Genomic DNA, 18,879 nt, shown 5'->3' with positions numbered 1-18,879 from the left:
CGCCTGCGTCAGGCGGCGTCCGTGCCGGCATGCGCCGCGTCCCACTCGCGCAGGGCGCGGGCGTCGCGGGGCGTCACGTCGGGATAGTCCGGGTCGCTGCCGACCTCGGGCGTGACCCGCCAGGAGCGGGCGCATTTGCGGCCCTCGGCCAGGGCCGGCACCACGGCGACCCCCCGCACGTCGTCGAGGCGGAACGCCTCGCTCGGGCCCTCGCCCGCCACGATGCGGAGGGCGGAGGTGATGCAGATATCGGCGAAGTCGACCCCCTCGACCACGGCCCGCAGCTCCGCATCCGCGACGTAGACGGTGGGGGCCGCCTCCAGGCTCGCCCCGATGCGCTTGGCCGTCCGCTCGATCTCCAGGGCCCCGGTCACGACCCGGCGTACGCGGCGGATCGTCTGCCAGCGGGCCGCGAGGGCGTCGTCCCGCCAGGCGGTGGGCGTCTCCGGCAGGGTCTGGAGGTGGACCGAGCCGGTCTCCGACGGGTAGCGGTCGAGCCAGGCTTCCTCCGCCGTGAAGGCCAGCACGGGCGCGAGCCAGATCGTGACCCGGCGGAAGGTCTCGTCAATGACCTGAAGGGCGGCGCGGCGCACCGGCGACGAGGCCGGGTCGCAGTAGAGCACGTCCTTGCGCACGTCGAAGTAGAAGGCCGAGAGGTCGCCGGTCATGAAGCCGTTGAGGAGCGCCACCACCCGCTTGGTGTCGAAGGTGGCGTAGGCCTCGCGGATCTCGCCGTCGAGCTCGGACAACCGGTGCCGGATCAGCCGCTCCAGTTCGGGCAGCTCCGCGTGCGGGATCTCGGTGCCGGGCTCGAAATGCGCCAGCGATCCCAGCATCCAGCGCACCGAGTTGCGCAGCTTGCGGTAGGTCTCCGCGAAGGTCTTGATGATCTCCGGGCCAATGCGCAGGTCGTCCGCGTAATCGGAGGCCGCCACCCACAGGCGCAGGATATCGGCGCCGGAATCCTTGATGACGTTCTGCGGCGCGACGACGTTGCCCTTCGACTTCGACATCTTCAGGCCCTTGGGATCCAGAACGAACCCGTGGGTGAGGACGATGTCGTAGGGGGCGCGGCCGCGGGTGCCGGCGGATTCGAGCAGGGACGACTGGAACCAGCCGCGATGCTGGTCCGATCCTTCCAGGTACATCACCGTGTCGGTCCCGCCGTCGCGCTTGCGCGCGACGCCGGACAGGCCGGGGAACTGCTCGGGATCATCCAGCACGAAGGCGTGGGTCGAGCCGGAATCGAACCAGACGTCGAGGACGTCCGTGACCTTTTCGTAGTCCGCCGGATCGTAGTCGGGCGCCAGAAAGCGGGCACCGTCGGCATCCGTGAACCAGGCATCGGCCCCCTCGGCCTTGAAGGCGGCCTCGATGCGGGCGTTCACCGCCGCATCGCGCAAGACCTCGTGGGTGCCGCGCTTGACGAAGACGGTGATCGGCACGCCCCAGGCGCGCTGGCGCGACACCACCCAGTCGGGCCGGTTGGCGACCATGCCGTTGATGCGGTTCTTGCCCTGCGGGGGCACCCACTGGGTCTCGTCGATCGCCTTCAGCGCCACGTCCCGCAGGGTCTTCTCGCCGAGGGACGCGACCGGCCTGTCGAGGGCGATGAACCATTGCGGCGTGTTGCGGAAGATGACCGGCTTCTTCGAGCGCCAGGAATGCGGGTAGCTGTGCTTGAGCGTGCCGCGCGCCACCAGGGTGCCGGCCTCCGTGAGGGCGGCGATGACCGCCTTGTTGGCGTCGCCCTTCTCGCCCTTGTGGTTAAGAACGAGTTTTCCCGTGAAACCGGGAGCCTCCTCGGTCAGCGCACCGTCGGCATCCACGGTGTAGGGGATGCGGGTCTCGATGCCACGCTGGGCGAGAGCCCGGCCGTTGGCCATCCAGACCTCGAAATCCTCGCGGCCATGGCTCGGGGCCGTGTGGACGAAGCCGGTGCCGGCCTCGTCGGTGACATGCTCGCCGTCGAGGAGCGGAACGGCGAAGTCGTAGCCGGGCAGGTGGCCGGCGAGCGGATGGCTCAGGGTCAGGCCGGCGAGTTCGGCCGGCGCGACGTCACGCAGCCGCTCGAAAGCCTCGACCCGGGCGCTCGCGAAGACCGAAGCCGCCAGGGCATCGGCGAGGAGGTAGCGGTCGCCGACCTTGGCCCAGTTGTCCTCCGCCGCGGCGGTGACGCGATAGAGCCCGTAGGCAACCTTCCGCGAATAGGCCACCGCCCGGTTGGCCGGCATCGTCCAGGGCGTGGTGGTCCAGATCACGACCCGGGCCGTCTCGAGGGCCTCCGTCGCCCCGCCGGTGATCCGGAAGGCGGCGAAGATCGCGTCGCTGACGACGTCCTCGTACTCGACCTCGGCCTCGGCCAGGGCCGTCTTCTCCACCACCGACCACATCACCGGCTTCGAGCCGCGATAGAGCTGGCCCGTCATCGCGAAGGTCATGAGTTCGCGGGCGATCGCGGCCTCGGCCGGGAACGACATGGTGACGTAGGGGTGGTCCCAGTCGCCGGTGACGCCGAGGCGCTTGAACTCCCCGCGCTGCACGTCGAGCCAATGGGCCGCGAAGGTCCGGCATTCCTGGCGGAACTCGATGACCGGCACGTCGTCCTTGTTGCGGCCCTTGGCGCGGTACTGCTCCTCGATCTTCCACTCGATGGGCAGGCCGTGGCAGTCCCAGCCCGGCACGTAGTTGGCGTCGTAGCCGAGGGTGCCCTGCGCGCGGACGATGACGTCCTTCAGGATCTTGTTCAGCGCCGTGCCGATGTGGATGTTGCCGTTGGCATAGGGGGGGCCGTCATGCAGCACGAATTTCGGCCGGCCGGCGGCCTGCGCACGGATCTGGCCGTAGAGGCCGGTGGCGGCCCAGCGCTCCAGCAGCAGGGGCTCGCGCACCGGCAGGCCGGCCCGCATCGGGAAGTCGGTCTGGGGCAGGAACAGGGTCTTCGAGTAGTCGCGCGCGGCGGCCGCGGCGGGAGAGGTCTGGTCGCTCATGGGCTGTCTGTGAGGTCTTCGGCGCGGATCGGCGTTGAGGCGTTCGGCGGGCAGGACTGCCCCCGGGGCCGGCGGAATGGAGGCGAGACATCGCCCTCCCGGCCTTCGCATCGGTCCGCCGCGGCGGCCCTCAGGCGCAGGCCGGGCTCATAATTCGGGGCCGGGACGCGCTCGGCACGCCGAACCGCCCGCGTGGATCACCATCAACGCACATCCGGCGGCTTCTAGCAGCGGTGCAGGCGCGAGACCAGCGAGCTTTCCGCCGCCGGTACACCGCGGGACGTTTCGCGGGGACCTTTTTCAAGCTCGGCCGTTGTCCCGCACGCGTTCGGGCGCCCCTCGCCTCGCCCGGGAACCGGCTCCGAGGGGCGACCCGAGACGCGGCGTCATTGGGAGACACGATCATGAGAAAAGCTCTGCTCGCCGCCAGCCTCGTCCTGTCCGCCTTCGCCCTGTCGGGCGCGGTCGAAGCGCAGGGCCTGCCGGGCGGCATCCGCCGTGGCGCGGCCGAGGGCGACCGGGTCGCCGGTCCGGTGGGCGGCATCGTCGGCGGCGCCGTCGGCGGCGCGGTCGGGACCGTGAACGGGGCGCTCGGCATCGATCCGGGCCGTCGCGCCTACCGCACCCGCATGAAGTCCCGCCGCCACGCCCATCACCGCCGTCACCGCTGAGGCGGTGCGGGATCCCGTGGCCCGACCGCGCCGGCCGGCCGGCGGCGTCCACGGGATTCCTGGGCCAGCAGGGTGAGCCCGGACCCGATGACGATGGACGCGCCGATCAGCGTCCATCGGTTCGGCACGTCGCCGAAGATCAGGTAGCCCAGCATCACCGACCAGAGCAGCTGGGTGTAGATGAAGGGGGCCAGGACGTTGGCCGGCGCCCGGGCATGGGCCAGGACCAGGAGCCAGTGCCCGAGGGTGCCGAACAGCCCGACCCCGATCAGGAGCGCCCAGGTGGCCCAGGCCGTCGGCGTGGTCCAGATCCAGGGCAGGAGCGGGGTCATCACCGCGAGCCCGGCCAGCCCCGAGTAGAAGACCGTCGTGGCCGTCGAATCGACGCTCGCGAGCTTGCGCGTGGTCAGCACGTAGAACGCGTAGCACAGCATGTTGCCGATGCTCAGGAGCACGGCGGGCTGGAAGGCGCCGACGCCCGGACGCACGATGACCAGCACGCCGAGGAAGCCGATCGCCACCGCCCCCAGGCGACGCGGCGACGACCATTCGCCCAGGAGCGGCCCCGCGAGCAGGGCCACCATCAGGGGCGTCGCGAACTGGATCGACAGGGTCTCGGCGAGCTGGAGCTTGCGCAGGGCGAGGAAGTTGAGGGCCGTCGAGCCGAACAGCAGCAGCGAGCGCAGGACCTGGAGCGTGAGCCGGTTCGTCCGCGCCACCCCGGGCGTCCGGACCGGATTGAGGACCATCAGCACCAGCGAGACGTTCACCGCGTAGCGCATGAAGGTCGACAGCAGCGGATCGACGCCCAGGCCCGCCAGGGTCTTGGCCGAAGCGTCGAGGCAGGCGAAGAACGCCAGCGTGCCGCACATCAGCGCGATGCCGGCCAGGCGCCGGTTCGGGGGCGCGGCGCCCCCTGGTTGTGACCTCAACGACGTGATCCCGATCCGCGACGGCGTTCCGCCCGGTGTGAACGGCGTGGGGGCCAAGCTTTAAAGCAGGCGCGGGGCAGCGCACACCTGCGTGGGGATCGGGTCCGCCACGGCGACGGAGCATCGATCCGCGACGCGAAACCAGCCCGTTCGTAACCAGATGGTGACTCTCAGTTGCGATCGCGTCCGCGAATCGCACGGGCTGCACGAAGTCTTATCGATGGCCGCTCAGGATCGCCGGCGAACGTCTCTGGCGGAGGGCCATCCATGGCGAAGACCATACCGTTGCTTGCGACCTTCGGGCTGATCTGCCTGATGGTTCTCCCCGCTCCGGGCATCCTGGGCCTGATGATCGGCCTCGGCTGCGCGATCACCATCGTGATCTGCGCCGCGATCTGGCTGTTCGACCGGGTCGCCACCCGCCTGGCCTTCTTCCTGGAACAGAGCAGCGAGCGCCTGTTCCGGCGCCGCCGGGCCGTGCATGCGGGCTCCGGCATGATGCGCAAGGCGAAGCCCCCGAAGGCCAAGGTCGCGGCGAAGGTCGCGGCCAAGGTCGCAGCCAAGGTCGCGTAGACCGCGGCGCGCGAGGGGGATCGGTTCGAGGGGGCGTGGTCCGGGGGCTGCCGGCGCTACAGCGCGTCCGGGACGGCCAGGCCGTCCGCCTCGTCCTCGTCCATCTCGGCATCGCCCTCGACCTCGTGACCGGTGACGCCGGAGGCGTCCGCGAGGTTGCGGGCGGCCTTGCGCAGCAGCTTGCGCAGGCGGCGCTTCTCCTTGCCGTCGAACCCGTCGAGGAGTTCGGCCTCGACCTCGTCCCACAGCCGCTCGATGGCGGCGGCCTTGGCGAGGCCCGTCTCGGTGAGGCGCACGCGGACGATGCGGCCGTCGCCGGCCTCGGCGCGGCGCTCGACGAACCCCAGGGCCGCGAGCCGCGAGATGGTCTTGGAGGCGGTCGGCGGACGCACCCGCAGAGTCGCGGCGAGGTCGCCCATCGTCATGGTCCCGGCCGCGGCGAGGGCCTGGACCACCTGTTCCTGTCCGGCGAAGAGATCGAGGCTGGCCAGCCGGTCGCCCACGCGGGAGCGGTGCAGGCGCGCGGCCTGGACCAGGGCCCAGCCCACGCTCTTGGCGCCCGGAGGCCGCAGGCGCTTGTCGGACTTGCTCATGCTCCGCTCGCCATCCGTGTCACCGCTCGTCTCGGGGAGCGACGCCATCACCGCGCGGGTCAAGCCCTCGCGGGGTTCGACCATCCCGCGCTCGTCAGCCGCCCGCATCGCTCGTGCCCTCTGCTCTCATACCCCGCGGACGATGGGCCCGCGCCGGTCAATCCGGGTACATCCACCGGCAACCGGGAACGTCCCTTCGTCCCGGGGCATGACCGGCCCGTATGAAGCTGGGATGACAGTGCCCGGCCCGGGGGCCCGAGCAGGCGGGAAAAGTCGGCTAAACGCCCGGTCGGTCCCGGGGCCCGCCCCGTGCCTGGACGAAGGCCGACCCCTCGACTAAGCCTTGCGCGACGGGGCGCACGCGTCCGCAGCGCGACTGTTCCTGCACCAGGAGCTTGTCCCGCACCAAGACCTTGTCCCGCGCCAGAACCTCCGACGACCACTCAGGAATCCATGAAGGCAGTCATCCTCGCAGGCGGTCTCGGCACGCGCCTCTCGGAGGAGACGGTGACCCGGCCCAAGCCCATGCTGGAGATCGGCGGCCGGCCGATTCTCTGGCACATCATGCAGATCTTCGCCGCCCACGGGGTGCGCGAGTTCGTGATCTGCCTCGGCTACAAGGGCTACGTCATCAAGGAGTTCTTCCTGAACTACCGGCTGCACCTGTCCGACGTGACGGTCGACATCGGGCGCGGCCACGTGGACTTCCACCGCAGCACCGCCGAGGACTGGCGCGTTTCGCTGATCGAGACCGGCGAGACCACGATGACGGGCGGGCGCCTCAAGCGGGTGCGCGACTATCTCGGCGACGACGACTTCTTCATGACCTACGGCGACGGCGTCGCCGACGTGGACCTGACGGCCCTGGCGGCCTTCCACCGGGCGCACGGCAAGCTCGCCACCCTCACGGCGGTGACGCCGCCGGGCCGCTTCGGGGCGCTGGAGCTGGAGGACGGCACGGTGCGGCGCTTCCGGGAGAAGCCCGCCGGGGACGGGGCGACGATCAACGGCGGCTTCTTCGTGCTCTCGCCGCGGGTGCTCGACCGGATCGCCGGCGACGCCACCGTCTGGGAGGCGGAGCCCCTGGAGGGCCTGGCCGCCGACGGGCAGCTCGCGGCCTACGTCCATGCGGGCTTCTGGCAGGCCATGGACACCCTGCGCGACAAGAACCACCTCGAAGCCCTGTGGGCGGGGGACGCGCCGCCCTGGAAGTGCTGGTAGTCTGGCGCCAGCGAAGATCGTTTCCGGAGATCGTTTCAGAGCGTGCAGCCCTCGCCCTTCCCGCAGCCCTCGCCCTTCCCCTTGCCGCGCACGCGCAGCCCGAATCCCGATCCCGCCTTCTGGGCCGGGCGGCGGGTGCTCGTCACCGGCCATACCGGCTTCAAGGGCGGCTGGCTCTGCCTGTGGCTGGAGCGCCTCGGCGCCCGGGTGAGCGGGCTGGCCCTGGCCCCCGACAGCACCCCGAGCCTGTTCGCGACGGCCGGCCTCGGCACCGGCCTCGACTCGCACCTCGCCGACATCCGCGACCCGGCGGCGGTGCAGGCCTGCCTGACCGCCACGGCCCCGGAGGTCGTCATCCACATGGCGGCCCAGGCCCTGGTGCGCGCCTCCTACCGCGACCCGCTGGCCACCTACGCCACCAACGTGATGGGCACCGCCCACGTGCTGGAGGCGGTGCGGGTGACGCCCTCCGTCCGGGCCGTCGTGGTGGTGACGAGCGACAAGGCCTACGCGAACCAGGAATGGCCCTGGGGCTACCGCGAGACGGAGGCCCTCGGCGGGCACGACCCCTACAGCAGCTCCAAGGGCTGCACCGAGCTGGTGGCGGCCGCCTACCGGGCCTCGTTCCTCGCCCAGCGGGATTGCCGGCTCGCCACCGCCCGGGCGGGCAACGTCATCGGCGGCGGCGACTGGTCGGAGGACCGGCTCGTGCCCGACATCGTCCGCGCCTTCGCGCGGGGCGACTCGGTGGAGATCCGCGCCCCCCACGCGACGCGGCCCTGGCAGCACGTGCTCGAGCCCCTGAGCGGCTACCTCCGCCTCGCCGAATGCCTGTCGGGGGCGGACGGGGCGCGCTACGCCGAGGCCTGGAACTTCGGCCCGGCCGACGAGGATTGCCGGCCCGTGGCCCATCTCGTCGACGCCCTCGCCCAGGCCTGGGGCTCCGAGGCCCTCTGGCACCTGTCGGAGGCGATCCACCCGCACGAGGCGACCTTCCTCAAGGTCGATTCGGCCAAGGCCCGCACCCATCTCGGCTGGGACCGGCGCCTGCGCCTCGATGCGGCCCTGGCCTGGACCGCGGCCTGGCACCGGGCCCAAGCCGGCGGGGCTTGCGCCCGCGACCTGACCCTGGCGCAGATCGGCGCCTACGAGGCGCTCGCCGCATGATGGCCCCGACACCGACAACGACAACGACCCCGACCCCGCCTCCGGCCCGAAGCTGCCGCGCCTGCGGGGCGCCCCTGCACCGGAGCGTGGCCGATCTCGGCCTGTCGCCCCTGGCCAACGCCTACGTGCCGGCCGACCGCGCCGATCGGGGCGAGAGATTTCATCCCCTCCACACCTTCGTCTGCGAGACCTGCTGGCTGGTGCAGCTCGAGGCCTTCGAGACCCCGGAGGCGATCTTCTCGGACTACGCCTACTTCTCCGGCTTCTCCGCCGGCTGGCTCGCCCATGCGGAGGCCTACGTCGCGGCCATGCAGGCGCGCTTCGGTCTCGGGCCGGACAGCAAGGTCGTGGAGGTGGCGAGCAACGACGGCTACCTGCTGCGCGCCGTCGTGGCCCGCGGCATCCCGGCCCTCGGCGTCGAGCCGGCCGCCAACGTGGCGGCGGTGGCGCGCGCGCACGGCATCCCCACCGCGGTGGCGTTCTTCGGGGCGGAGACCGCCCGGCGTCTCGAGGCGGAGGGCCACGCCGCCGATCTCATGGCGGCCAACAACGTGCTGGCGCACGTGCCCGACATCCACGACTTCGTGGACGGCTTCCGGATTCTCCTGAAGCCCGAGGGCGTCGCCACCTTCGAGTTCCCGCACCTCCTGCGGATGATCGCGGAGCGCCAGTTCGACACCATCTACCACGAGCACTTCTCGTACCTTGCCCTCGGGGTCGTCTCGGGGATCCTGGAGGCGCACGGCCTGCGGGTCTTCGACGTGGAGGAATGGCCGACCCATGGCGGCTCCCTCCGGGTCTTCGCCTGCCACGCGGCGGCCGCCCACCCGCAGGGTCCGGCCGTGGCCCGGGTGCTGGCGGCGGAGCGTGCCGGGGGCCTGTTCGACGCGAGCGGCTACGCCGCCTTCGCGGAGGACGTGGTGCGCATCAAGTGCACCACCCTCGCCTTCCTGGCGGAGCTGCGGCTGACGGGGAAGACCGTCTGCGCCTATGGGGCGGCGGCCAAGGGCAACACCTTCCTGAATTACTGCGGCATCGGTCCCGAGCTGGTGCGGGCCGTGGCCGACCGCTCGCCGCACAAGCAGGGCACGCTCCTGCCGGGGAGCCGCATCCCGGTGGTCGCGCCGGAGGCCCTCCTGGCACGGCGGCCGGACTATGTCCTGATCCTGCCCTGGAACCTGAAGGACGAGATCGCCGGCGAGATGGCCGCCATCCGGGATTGGGGCGGGCGCTTCGTCACCGCGATCCCGCGGCTCGCGGTGTTCTGAGCCCATGCGCTTCGAGGCCCTGCCGCTCGCCGGCGCGTACCGGATCGTCCCGGAACCCCATGCCGACGCGCGCGGCTTCTTCGCCCGCACCGCCTGCGCGGAGGATTTCGCCGCGCGGGGCCTCGTCGGCGCCTTCGCGCAGTCCAGCATCTCCTACAATGCCCGGCGCGGCACCGTGCGGGGCCTGCACTTCGCCGCCGAGCCCGACGCGGAGACCAAGCTCGTGCGCTGCACGGCCGGCGCGATCCACGACGTCCTCGTCGACCTGCGGCCGGATTCCGCCACCTACCTCCGGTCCTACGGGGCCGAGCTCAGCGCCGGGAACCGCCACGCCCTCTACATTCCGGCGGGGTTCGGCCACGGCTTCCAGGCGCTCAGCGACGGCGCGGAAGTGCTCTACATGATCGACCGTCCCTACGTGGCCGGCAGCGCCCGGGGCCTGCGCTGGAACGATCCGAGCCTCGACGTCGCCTGGCCGGAGCCCGTCACGGTGATCGCCGAGCGCGATCTCGCCTATCCCGACTGGGTGCGGTGAGGGAGCGCGTCCTCGTCACGGGTGCGGCCGGCTTCGTCGGCCGCCACGCCGTGAAGGCCCTGCGGGCGCGCGGGTTCGCGGTTCACGGCGTCGGGCGTGCCGCCTCTGCCGAGGCGGGCTGGCACGCCGCCGACCTGCTCGTCCCCGAGGAACGGCGCGCGCTGCTCGCGCAGGTCCGGCCGAGCCACCTCCTCCACCTCGCCTGGGATGCCGAGCCCGGCCGCTACTGGACCTCGGCGCGCAACCTCGACTGGGCCGCGGCCACCCTGGATCTCGCCCAGGCCTTCGCGGCCTCGGGGGGCCGACGGTTCGTGGGGGTCGGCACCTGCGCCGAGTATGCGTGGGGCGCGGCCCGCCTCGACGAGGCGACGACGCCCTGCCGGCCCGCGACGCTCTACGGCGCCGCCAAGGACGGCACGCGGCGCATCCTGGAGGCATTCGCCGGGCAGACCGCGATGCGGTTCGCCTGGGGTCGGCTGTTCTACCTCTACGGGCCCGGCGAGCGTCGCGGGCGGCTGGTCTCGGACGCGATCCAGGCGCTGATCGCCGGTACGGCGTTCCCGACCTCGCACGGGCTCCAGCGCCGCGACTTCCTCCATGTCGCGGATGCCGCCGCGGCCCTGGCCGCCCTGGTGGCGGGGGACGTGACCGGACCGGTGAATATCGGCTCGGGCACGGCGATCCCGGTGCGGACGCTCCTCGAAGGGCTCGCCGCCCGGATCGGGGGCGCCGAGCACCTGGATTTCGGGGCCCGTCCCCTGAGCCCGACCGAGCCACCGGTCATCGAGGCCGGGACCCACATCCTGACGGAGACCGTGGGGTTCCGGCCGCGCTTCGACCTGGCACGGGGCCTCGACGACACCGTGGCGTGGTGGCGGGCCCAGGGCCAGCCGCCGGCCTGACCGCTCAGGGCCTCAGCAGGGCAGCAGGCCCCTGAGCTGGGACAGGATGTCCTCGCCGGTGCAGGGCCGGGCAATGAACTTGGCCCCCTTCGGCATCCGCTCGGGATCGGGGGCAGCGCGCCCCGAGACGATCACGATCGGCAGCTGCGGCCGGGCCTCGGACACCGCTGTCGCGAGCTCGAAGCCGTTGGTCTTGCCGGACAACTCGACGTCCGTGATCAGGCCGCAGATGTCGGGGCGGGCCTGGATGATGCCGAGGGCCCGCTCGGCCGAGGCGCATTGCACGGTCTCGTATCCGCCATTCTCGAGAACGTCGCCGAGGTCCATGATCGTCAGGGCCTCGTCCTCCACCAGCAGGATCACCGGCCGGTCGTCGTTCGCCTTCGCCTCATCCACCACGATGCACCCTCCAGCCTGTCTGGCCGCGGGCCCCGCCCGGGACCGGGACCCGCGCGTGAAGCCCGGGGGCCCGCACGGCACGATCAGGGTCTCCGGGGATCCTGGACACTTCGGGGATCTTGGACACGGGGCCAGCGCAACGTCATCCCAACGAGCGACGCGGGCGTGGGTTGCACCGGATGCAGGGTCCCGCCGTCAGGAGGCCACGGCCCGCACCACCGTCCGCATGGCGTCGAGAAGCTCGGCCAGATCCTGCGCCGGGATGGTGAGGGCCGGCGTCAGGTAGACGATGTCGCCGAAGGGGCGGACCCAGGTGCCCCGCGCCAGGAAGCGGCGCTTCAGGTCGGCCAGGTCGGGGGCCTGGCGGAACTGCACCACCCCGATCGCCCCCAGGACCCGGATGTCGGCGACGTGCGGCAGCCCGCGCAGGGGTTCGAGGCCGTCCGCCAGGGCCTCCGCGAGGGCCGCGGCCTGGTCGAGGCGCGGCTCGCGCGCGAACAGGTCGAGGCTGGCATTGGCCGCCGCGCAGGCGAGCGGGTTGGCCATGAAGGTCGGCCCGTGCATGAGGGCGGCGGCGGGATCGTCGGCGAGGAAGCTCTCGAACACGGCCCCGGTGGCCACCGTGGCGGCCAGCGCCATCGTGCCCCCGGTGAGCGCCTTCGACAGGCACAGGATGTCCGGCACGATGCCGGCCTGGGTGCAGGCGAACAGGGTGCCGGTGCGCCCGAACCCGGTGAAGATCTCGTCGGCGATGAGCGGCAGGCCGTGGCGCCGCGCGAGCCGGGCCACGGTCGCCAGCACCTCGGGGGGGTGCATCCGCATGCCGCCGGCGCCCTGCACCAGGGGCTCCACGATCACGGCCGCCAGGCTCTCGCGCTCGGCCGCCAGGGTCGCGTCGAGGGCGGCGACCTGCGCCGCCGTCCGGGGCAGGTCGCAGAAGACCTGCCCCGGCAGGTAGGCGCCGAAGCGCCGGTGCATGCCCTCGTCGGGGTCGCAGACCGACATCGCCCCGAGGGTGTCGCCGTGATAGCCCTCGCGGAAGGCCAGGATGCGGGTGCGCCCGGCGACCCCCCGGTTGATCCACATCTGCACCGCCATCTTCAGGGCGACCTCCACGGCCACCGAGCCGGAATCGGTGAAGAAGACGTGGTCGAGATCGCCCGGGAGCAGGGCCGCGAGGCGCGCCGCCAGCCGCTCCGCCGGGGCGTGGGTGAGCCCCCCGAACATCACGTGCGGCATCGCCTCGAGCTGCGCGGCCACGGCCGCCCGGATGTGGGGATGGTTGTAGCCGTGGGCCGCCGTCCACCACGAGGCGATGCCGTCGATCAGTTCGCGCCCGTCGGCGAGGACGATGCGCGACCCGTGCGTGCGCACGGCCTCCAGCGGCGGGGCCGCCCCCCGCATCTGTGTGTAGGGCCGCCAGAGATGTTGGATGTGCGGGCTGTCCATGACCCGCAGGGGATGGGCCGGCGCAGACCCCGGGTCAAGGCGGGGCGCGATGCTCCGCCTGGGACCCGGGATCATTCGGCATGAAGTTTAGTTTGTGAAATATATTGATATACTGACATATATAACAGCAGAGTTAGATATATTCCAATATACGCGACGGCTATTGTTATAAAGTCAAGACTATCCTACGGCAGATCGACCCCCGACCAGGAGCGATCATGTCCCGTCAGGCCCGACGTCATCACCGCATCTCGTCCTGCGTCCGGAAACCTGCGGGTCCGGCTGCATGGATCTCGCCATGGATCTCGACGCGGTGGATCTCGACGCGGTGGATTTCGGCGGGATGGATCTCGGGTGCCGCGCTCCTGCTCCAGGCCGGGCCGACGGCCGCGCAGCAGCCCGATTTCTCGTCCGTCGCCCTCGATGAGATCCGGGTCGCGGGCGACGGCGGGGCGGTGATCGGCTACCAGCCCCGGCGTACGAGCTTCGGAGCGGGGTCCGACACGACCCTCCTCGACACACCGGCCAACCTCGCCATCGTGCCGAACGCCGTGCTGCGCGATCAGCGGGTGCTGAGCCTCGACGAGGCCCTGCGCAACGTCAGCAGCGTGGTGCAGACCAACAGCCTCGGCGGCACGCAGGAGGCCGTCATCCGGCGCGGCTTCGGCTTCTCCCGTGACAGCTCGATCCTGCGCGACGGGCGCCGCACGGTTCTGCAGCAGAACTTCAACCATGCCATCGAGCGGGTCGAGGTCCTGAAGGGTCCGGCCTCGCTCCTCTACGGCATCTCGGATCCCGGCGGCCTGATCAACCTCGTCTCGAAACGTCCGGACTTCACGCCTCGCGGCTCCCTCGACCTGACCGGGACGAGCTTCGGCGGCGGTCTCGTCCAGGCCGACCTCACCGGCCCGATCCAGGACACCAACCTCGCCTACCGGGTCGTCGGCGATTTTCAGGACTACGCCTACTGGCGCAATTTCGGGCAGATCCGCCGGCAGGTCGTCGCCCCGTCGCTGACCTGGCGCGGTGACGACACCACCGTGACGGTGGGCTACGAATTCACGCACTACGCCATCCCCTTCGACCGGGGCACGACCTTCGACCGGCGCACCGGGCGCGCCCTTCGCGTGCCCCGCGACCGCCGCTTCGACGAGCGCGTCAGCAAGGTGGACGCCGAGAGCCATCTCGCCACGATCGATGTCGACCACAGGTTCGACGCGGATTGGAGGCTTCACTTCGGCTACAGCTATTCGCGGCTCGGCTACGACGACAACCAGATCCGACCCGTCGCCTACAATTCCGACACGCGCCTCCTGACGCGCCGGGCGGACGCGACGCGCGGCGGGGATTTCGAGGCCCACGTGGCCCGCCTCGACCTGACGGGGCGCTTCGAGACCTTCGGCCTGCGCAACGATCTCCTTGCCGGGGCGATGGTCGAGCGGATCGACTATTATCGGAAGACCAGCGTGCGGGGACCGAACGTCGGCGGGTTCGACCCGTTCGACCCCGTCTACGGCCTGATGGGCGCCTCCGACCGGGTCTCGCTGGCGGCCAGCAACAACCGCGACCGACTCAGCAACACCAGCCTCTATCTTCAGGATTCGCTCCACCTCACCGACCGGCTCATCCTGGTGGGCGGGATCAGCGCCCAGATCTACGACCAGCTCGCCTATGAGGGCCGCCCCGCCGTGATCTCGACCGCCATCGACGGCGTGAAGCCGGTGCCGCGGGCCGGGCTCGTCTACAAGCTCGCGCCCAATCTCTCGCTCTATGGAAGCTACACGCAGTCCTTTCGCCCCAACGTCACCGACCTCGATGTGACCGGGGCGCTGCTGCCGGAAGAGGGGACGGCCTACGAGGTGGGGGTCAAGGCGGAGGTCGCCGACGGCCTCCTGATCACCGGCGCGATGTTCGATGCCGAGAAGAGCAACGTGCTGATCACCCAGGTGATCGACGGCACCCGCTTCGGCTCGACCGCGGGCAAGGTGCGCTCGCGTGGCTTCGAACTCGATTTCGCGGGGCAGATCCTGCCCGACTGGGCCGTGATCGGCAGCTACGGCTTCACCCAGGCGGTCGTCACCGAGGATCCGGTGCTCGCCGGCAAGCAGCTCCAGAACACGCCGCGCGTCACGGCCTCGCTGTTCCTCACCCACCAGTTCGGCGCCGTCGCCGACGCGACGGCGTTCGGCTCGACCCTCCTCGGCCCTGGCTTCCTGGAGGCCGGGTTCGGCAGCCGCTACGTCGGGGTCCGCCCCGGAGACGCGGCCAACAGCTTCACCATGCCGGACTACGTGGTCTGCGACGCGTTCCTGTCTTACCGGACCCAGGTGAACGGCCTGCCGACCACCCTGCAGCTCAACCTGAAGAACCTGTTCGACGAGACCTATTATCCCTCGGCCGGCGCCAGCAACCTGCTGGTGGCGGTGGGCGAGCCCTTCCAGGCCCTGGTCACCGCCCGCGTCGCCTGGTGAGCGGGCGCACCGAAGCCGGGCGGGATGCCGGGTCACCACAGACTCTGATACCGGGACGAACCGGCCGGTCTGATCTTGCGTTCACTGCACTAGATCCAAGAATGATTCTAGAACTCAACGTCTCTTCTGTTTTTGAATGCTTCTAATCTTGGCATTCACAATGGAAATTCCGCGGGGGAGCCGGTAGAGGTACCGGCTTCTCCGCACGGACCCGTCATGCCTTCCGCTCCCCGCCCGTTCGCCGCCACGCGGCGGCCCCTGCCGACCGGCCTTCTCCTACTCCTTGCCACCGGGACCGCCTTGCAGGCCCAGGGCACTTCGGACCAGGCGGCGTCGCCGTCCGCCGTCACCCTCGAGGAACTCAGCGTGGCCGGTCTGGGCAACGGACTCGCCACCGTCGGCTACCAGCCCAGGCGCTCGACCTTCGGGGCGGGCGCCGACACCGCGATCCTCGACACGCCGGCCAACATCGCCGTGGTCTCCGCCGGGGTGCTGCGCGACCAGCGCGTGATCTCGCTCGACGAAGCCCTACGCAACGTCAGCGGCATCGCCCAGACCAACAGTGTCGGCGGCACGCAGGAGGCCGTGGTGCGGCGCGGCTTCGGCACCTTCCGCGACGACTCGATCCTGCGGGACGGGCGCCGCACCGTCCTGCAGCAGAACTTCAGCTACGCCATCGAGCGGGTGGAGGTGCTCAAGGGACCGGCGTCGCTCCTCTACGGCATCACCGACCCGGGCGGCCTGATCAACCTCGTCTCGAAGCGGCCCGAGTTCACCGCGCACGGCTCGCTCAACCTCACGGGGACGAGCTTCGACGGCGGCCTCGTGCAGGGCGACCTCACCGGCCCCATCGCGGGCACCAACCTCGCCTACCGGATGGTGGCCGACCTCCAGAGCTACGCCTACTGGCGCAACTTCGGCCATCTCAGCCGCCAGGTCGTGGCCCCCTCGCTGACCTGGCAGGGCGACGACACCACCGTGACGGTGGGCTACGAGTTCGGGCATTACCGCGTGCCCTACGACCGCGGCACGATCTTCGATCCCCGCACCGGTCGGCCCCTGCGGGTGCCGCGCGACCGGCGCTTCGACGAACGTTCGAGCGAGCACGCGGCCACCAGCCATCTCGCCACCCTCGACGTCGACCACCGCTTCGACAACGATTGGAAGCTCCACTTCGGCTACACCTACTCCCATCTCGGCTACGACGAGGACCAGATCCGGCCGGTCACCTATGTCCCGGCCACCGGCCTCCTCACCCGCCGGGCCGACGGCACCCGCGACGCCGACTTCAATGCGCATGTCGCCCGCCTCGACCTGACCGGCCGCTTCGACACCGCCGGCCTGTGCCACGACCTCCTGGCCGGCGTGACCTACGAGAACATCGATTACGGCCGGCCCGACATCATCCGGGGTCCGAACCGGGCGGGGTTCAACCCGTTCCGGCCGGTCTACGGCACCCTCGCGGCGGTGCCGGTGATCTCGCCCGCCGACAGCAACCTGCGCGAACGCTTAGTGAATACCAGCCTCTATCTGCAGGACTCCCTGCACCTCGGCGACCAGTGGATCCTGGTCGCCGGGGTCAGCACGCAGATCTTCGACCAGTTCGGCGCCAAGGGGACGCCGGCGGTGGCCTACACCGACATCGACGGGGTGCGCGTCCTGCCGCGGGTCGGCCTCGTCTACAAGCTGGCCCCCCATCTCTCGCTCTACGGCAGCTACGCGCAGTCCTTCAAACCCAACACCTCGCTGGCCAACATCGTCGGAGCCCTGCCACCCGAGGAGGGGGAGTCCGTCGAAGTCGGCGTGAAGGCGGAGATCGCGGCCGGCCTGACCGTCACGGGGGCGATGTTCGACATCGACAAGGCGAACGTGCTGGTGACGCAGGTCAACGGCCAGGGCCTCACCGTGGCGACCACCGCCGGCAAGGTGCGCTCGCGCGGCTTCGAGCTCGACGTCGCCGGTCAGATCCTGCCCGACTGGGCGGTGATCGCCAGCTACAGCTTCACCCAGGCCGAGGTCACCCAGGATCCGGTGCTGGTGGGCAAGCAGCTCCTGAACACCCCGCGGGTCACCGCCTCGGCCTTCCTCACGCACCAGTTCGGGGCCGTCGCCGAGCCGACGGAGTTCGGCGCGACGCGGCTGGGCGCCGGCTTCCTGGAAGCGGGCTTCGGGGCACGCTACGTCGGCGTCCGCCCAGGGGACGCCGCCAACAGCTTCGCTCTGCCGGACTACGTCGTCTGCGACGCGTTCCTCGCCTACAACACCCAGGTGAACGGCTTGCCGATCACGCTCCAGCTCAACCTCAAGAACCTGTTCGACCGCACCTATTACCCCTCGTCGGGGGGCAGCAACCTGCTGGTGGCGGTGGGCGAACCCTTCCAGGCCCTGGTGACCGCACGGGTGGCGTGGTGAGGTACCTGCGCGCCGTCCTGTTCCAGTTGCACTGGCTGCTGGGGCTCGGGGCGGGGCTGATCCTGGCCGCGGCGGGCGTCACCGGTGCGCTCCTCAGCTACGAGGACGCCATCGGCGAGGCCTTCGACGCGGACCTGATCCGCGTCGCCCCCCGGGCGGGGGATCCGCTCACGCCGGACGCCCTCCTGGCCCGCTTCCATGCCCAACGGCCCGACACGGTGGCGAACCTGACGCTCTCGGCCGAGCCCGCCACCGCCGCGATCGTACGGCTCGGGCGCGATCCCGCCACCGGCCAGCGGCCGCCCGCCCTCTACCTCGACCCCTATGACGGCGCGGTGCGGGGCGCTGCGCGGACGGAGGAGGCCTTCGCGACCATCCGGCGCCTCCATCGCTGGCTGCTCCTGCCCGGCGACGGCAAGGGCTGGGGCCGGACCCTGACCGGCGCGAGCGTCGTCGCGCTCCTCGTCCTCCTGTGCACCGGTCTCTACCTGCGCTGGCCGAAGGTGATGTCGCTGCGGATCTGGCTGAAGCCCCATCTCCGGCAATGGGGCCGGCCGACCTACTGGTCGCTGCACGCGGTGGCCGGAACCTGGGTGCTGCCGGTCTACCTCGTCATCGCCCTGAGCGGACTGTGGTGGTCCTTCGACGGCTATCGCGAGGTCGTCACCGCCGTCCTCACCCGCGGCGAGACCATCACCCGGATGGCGGATGGCAAGCCACAGGCGGAGAAGACGAACGGGCCGGCCGCCGGCCGGAGGGATGCCGCGGCGAAGGGCGAGGCTGTAGGTGGAGGCCGTCGGAAGGATGAGGGGCTGGGCAGCGCAGGAGCGCCGTCCCTCGACGCAGCCTGGTCGGCCTTCCGCACGGCGGATGACGGACACTTCACCCGTGCCACCCTGCTCCTGCCCGCGGGCCTCACCGGGCCGGTGCGCATCCGCTCCGAGAATCGGAACGGCTGGCGCGACGACACGCGGATCGAAGCGGCCAGTGCGCGCATCCTCGTGCGCGAGATCGGAGGGGAGCGCCCGCTCGGCGTCCGCATCGCCGGCAACATGCTCGACGTGCACAGCGGGCGCATCTTCGGGCCCCTCGGCCCCCCGGTCTTCCTCGTCGCGGCCCTGACGATGCCGCTGTTCCTCGTGACGGGGCTACTGCTCTACATCGGGCGCCGCGCGGCGAAGGCGCGGCGGCGCGTGCAAGCGGGGGCGAGCCCCACCGCGACCTCCGCACTCAACCCGCGCGCTTGACCCTCCGACCGGTTTTCGACAGGTTCCGCCGCCACAGCTCCCGACCCCG

General features: G+C 71.1%; 15 protein-coding genes. 10 read left to right on the top strand and 5 right to left on the bottom strand.

The genetic code is table 11. From position 1 onward, the window contains the following. Nucleotides 1-8 precede the first annotated feature (8 nt). Nucleotides 9-2,990, bottom strand: a complete 2,982-nt coding sequence (gene ileS / locus AC0IY1_RS16095; protein ID WP_471770818.1) for an isoleucine--tRNA ligase — start codon at nt 2,988-2,990, stop codon at nt 9-11. Nucleotides 2,991-3,394: 404 nt separating this feature from the next. Between ileS and AC0IY1_RS16090 the strand changes: the two genes are divergently transcribed. After that, nucleotides 3,395-3,661: a hypothetical protein gene (locus AC0IY1_RS16090; protein WP_471770815.1), complete on the top strand. Its 267-nt coding sequence runs from the start codon at nt 3,395-3,397 to the stop codon at nt 3,659-3,661. On the opposite strand, the gene AC0IY1_RS16085 is transcribed toward AC0IY1_RS16090, so the two are convergent. Beyond that, nucleotides 3,652-4,593, bottom strand: a complete 942-nt coding sequence (locus AC0IY1_RS16085) for a DMT family transporter (RefSeq protein ID WP_471770813.1) — start codon at nt 4,591-4,593, stop codon at nt 3,652-3,654. The genes AC0IY1_RS16090 and AC0IY1_RS16085 overlap by 10 nt on opposite strands. Nucleotides 4,594-4,860: 267 nt before the next feature. On the opposite strand from AC0IY1_RS16085, the gene AC0IY1_RS16080 reads away from it, so the two are divergent. Further along, nucleotides 4,861-5,166, top strand: a complete 306-nt coding sequence (locus AC0IY1_RS16080) for a hypothetical protein (protein WP_471770810.1) — start codon at nt 4,861-4,863, stop codon at nt 5,164-5,166. 56 nt (nt 5,167-5,222) lie between these two features. Here the strand turns inward: AC0IY1_RS16080 and AC0IY1_RS16075 are convergent, their stop codons facing one another. Continuing rightward, the gene (locus AC0IY1_RS16075) at nt 5,223-5,807 is read right to left on the bottom strand and encodes a MarR family winged helix-turn-helix transcriptional regulator (protein WP_471771028.1); all 585 of its coding nucleotides are present in this window, start codon (nt 5,805-5,807) and stop codon (nt 5,223-5,225) included. A 405-nt stretch (nt 5,808-6,212) separates the two neighbouring features. Between AC0IY1_RS16075 and rfbF the strand changes: the two genes are divergently transcribed. From rfbF to AC0IY1_RS16050, 5 genes are read left to right on the top strand one after another with little or no spacing between them, the layout of a single operon-like run. Then, entirely contained in the window at nt 6,213-6,980 is a 768-nt protein-coding gene (gene rfbF, locus AC0IY1_RS16070) for a glucose-1-phosphate cytidylyltransferase (protein WP_055946355.1), read from the top strand. Nucleotides 6,981-7,022: 42 nt separating this feature from the next. Continuing rightward, nucleotides 7,023-8,147: a CDP-glucose 4,6-dehydratase gene (gene rfbG, locus AC0IY1_RS16065; protein ID WP_471770808.1), complete on the top strand. Its 1,125-nt coding sequence runs from the start codon at nt 7,023-7,025 to the stop codon at nt 8,145-8,147. After that, a complete protein-coding gene (locus tag AC0IY1_RS16060) occupies nt 8,144-9,415 on the top strand; it encodes a methyltransferase domain-containing protein (protein ID WP_471770806.1) in 1,272 nt (423 codons plus the stop codon). Before rfbG ends, AC0IY1_RS16060 begins: the two co-directional genes overlap by 4 nt. Nucleotides 9,416-9,419: 4 nt before the next feature. Further along, on the top strand, nt 9,420-9,950 hold the full coding sequence (locus AC0IY1_RS16055) for a dTDP-4-dehydrorhamnose 3,5-epimerase family protein (RefSeq protein WP_471770804.1): 531 nt from the start codon (nt 9,420-9,422) through the stop codon (nt 9,948-9,950). After that, nucleotides 9,947-10,852, top strand: a complete 906-nt coding sequence (locus tag AC0IY1_RS16050) for an NAD-dependent epimerase/dehydratase family protein (protein ID WP_471770803.1) — start codon at nt 9,947-9,949, stop codon at nt 10,850-10,852. Before AC0IY1_RS16055 ends, AC0IY1_RS16050 begins: the two co-directional genes overlap by 4 nt. 12 nt (nt 10,853-10,864) lie before the next feature. On the opposite strand, the gene AC0IY1_RS16045 is transcribed toward AC0IY1_RS16050, so the two are convergent. Both AC0IY1_RS16045 and AC0IY1_RS16040 read right to left on the bottom strand, forming a co-directional pair. Next, entirely contained in the window at nt 10,865-11,251 is a 387-nt protein-coding gene (locus AC0IY1_RS16045; protein ID WP_244477148.1) for a response regulator, read from the bottom strand. 195 nt (nt 11,252-11,446) lie between these two features. Further along, the gene (locus tag AC0IY1_RS16040) at nt 11,447-12,700 is read right to left on the bottom strand and encodes an adenosylmethionine--8-amino-7-oxononanoate transaminase (protein WP_471770802.1); all 1,254 of its coding nucleotides are present in this window, start codon (nt 12,698-12,700) and stop codon (nt 11,447-11,449) included. A gap of 218 nt (nt 12,701-12,918) precedes the next feature. On the opposite strand from AC0IY1_RS16040, the gene AC0IY1_RS16035 reads away from it, so the two are divergent. The 3 genes from AC0IY1_RS16035 (at nt 12,919) to AC0IY1_RS16025 (ending at nt 18,830) form a co-directional block, all read left to right on the top strand. Beyond that, a complete protein-coding gene (locus AC0IY1_RS16035) occupies nt 12,919-15,171 on the top strand; it encodes a TonB-dependent siderophore receptor (RefSeq protein ID WP_471770800.1) in 2,253 nt (750 codons plus the stop codon). Nucleotides 15,172-15,387: 216 nt separating this feature from the next. Continuing rightward, nucleotides 15,388-17,583 carry a TonB-dependent siderophore receptor gene (locus AC0IY1_RS16030; RefSeq protein WP_471770798.1) on the top strand — a complete coding sequence of 732 codons (2,196 nt, stop codon included), beginning with the start codon at nt 15,388-15,390 and terminating at the stop codon, nt 17,581-17,583. Next, a complete protein-coding gene (locus tag AC0IY1_RS16025; protein ID WP_471770796.1) occupies nt 17,580-18,830 on the top strand; it encodes a PepSY-associated TM helix domain-containing protein in 1,251 nt (416 codons plus the stop codon). The genes AC0IY1_RS16030 and AC0IY1_RS16025 overlap by 4 nt, the downstream gene beginning before the upstream one ends. Nucleotides 18,831-18,879: the final 49 nt, after the last annotated feature.

Source organism: Methylobacterium sp. AC690 (assembly GCF_979256535.1).
Note: the sequence above shows the minus strand (reverse complement) of the source record. Positions and strands in the feature narration are given on the sequence as shown.

What these genes read in the sequence shown, in the direction of transcription:
- AC0IY1_RS16060 (WP_471770806.1), top strand. Translation starts at nt 8,144, where the DNA reads ATGATGGCCCCGACACCGACAACGACAACGACCCCGACCCCGCCTCCG.
- AC0IY1_RS16090 (WP_471770815.1), top strand. Translation starts at nt 3,395, where the DNA reads ATGAGAAAAGCTCTGCTCGCCGCCAGCCTCGTCCTGTCCGCCTTCGCC.
- AC0IY1_RS16035 (WP_471770800.1), top strand. Translation starts at nt 12,919, where the DNA reads ATGTCCCGTCAGGCCCGACGTCATCACCGCATCTCGTCCTGCGTCCGG.
- rfbF (WP_055946355.1), top strand. Translation starts at nt 6,213, where the DNA reads ATGAAGGCAGTCATCCTCGCAGGCGGTCTCGGCACGCGCCTCTCGGAG.
- AC0IY1_RS16075 (WP_471771028.1), bottom strand. Translation starts at nt 5,807, where the DNA reads ATGGCGTCGCTCCCCGAGACGAGCGGTGACACGGATGGCGAGCGGAGC.
- AC0IY1_RS16040 (WP_471770802.1), bottom strand. Translation starts at nt 12,700, where the DNA reads ATGGACAGCCCGCACATCCAACATCTCTGGCGGCCCTACACACAGATG.
- AC0IY1_RS16080 (WP_471770810.1), top strand. Translation starts at nt 4,861, where the DNA reads ATGGCGAAGACCATACCGTTGCTTGCGACCTTCGGGCTGATCTGCCTG.
- ileS (WP_471770818.1), bottom strand. Translation starts at nt 2,990, where the DNA reads ATGAGCGACCAGACCTCTCCCGCCGCGGCCGCCGCGCGCGACTACTCG.
- AC0IY1_RS16055 (WP_471770804.1), top strand. Translation starts at nt 9,420, where the DNA reads ATGCGCTTCGAGGCCCTGCCGCTCGCCGGCGCGTACCGGATCGTCCCG.
- AC0IY1_RS16030 (WP_471770798.1), top strand. Translation starts at nt 15,388, where the DNA reads ATGCCTTCCGCTCCCCGCCCGTTCGCCGCCACGCGGCGGCCCCTGCCG.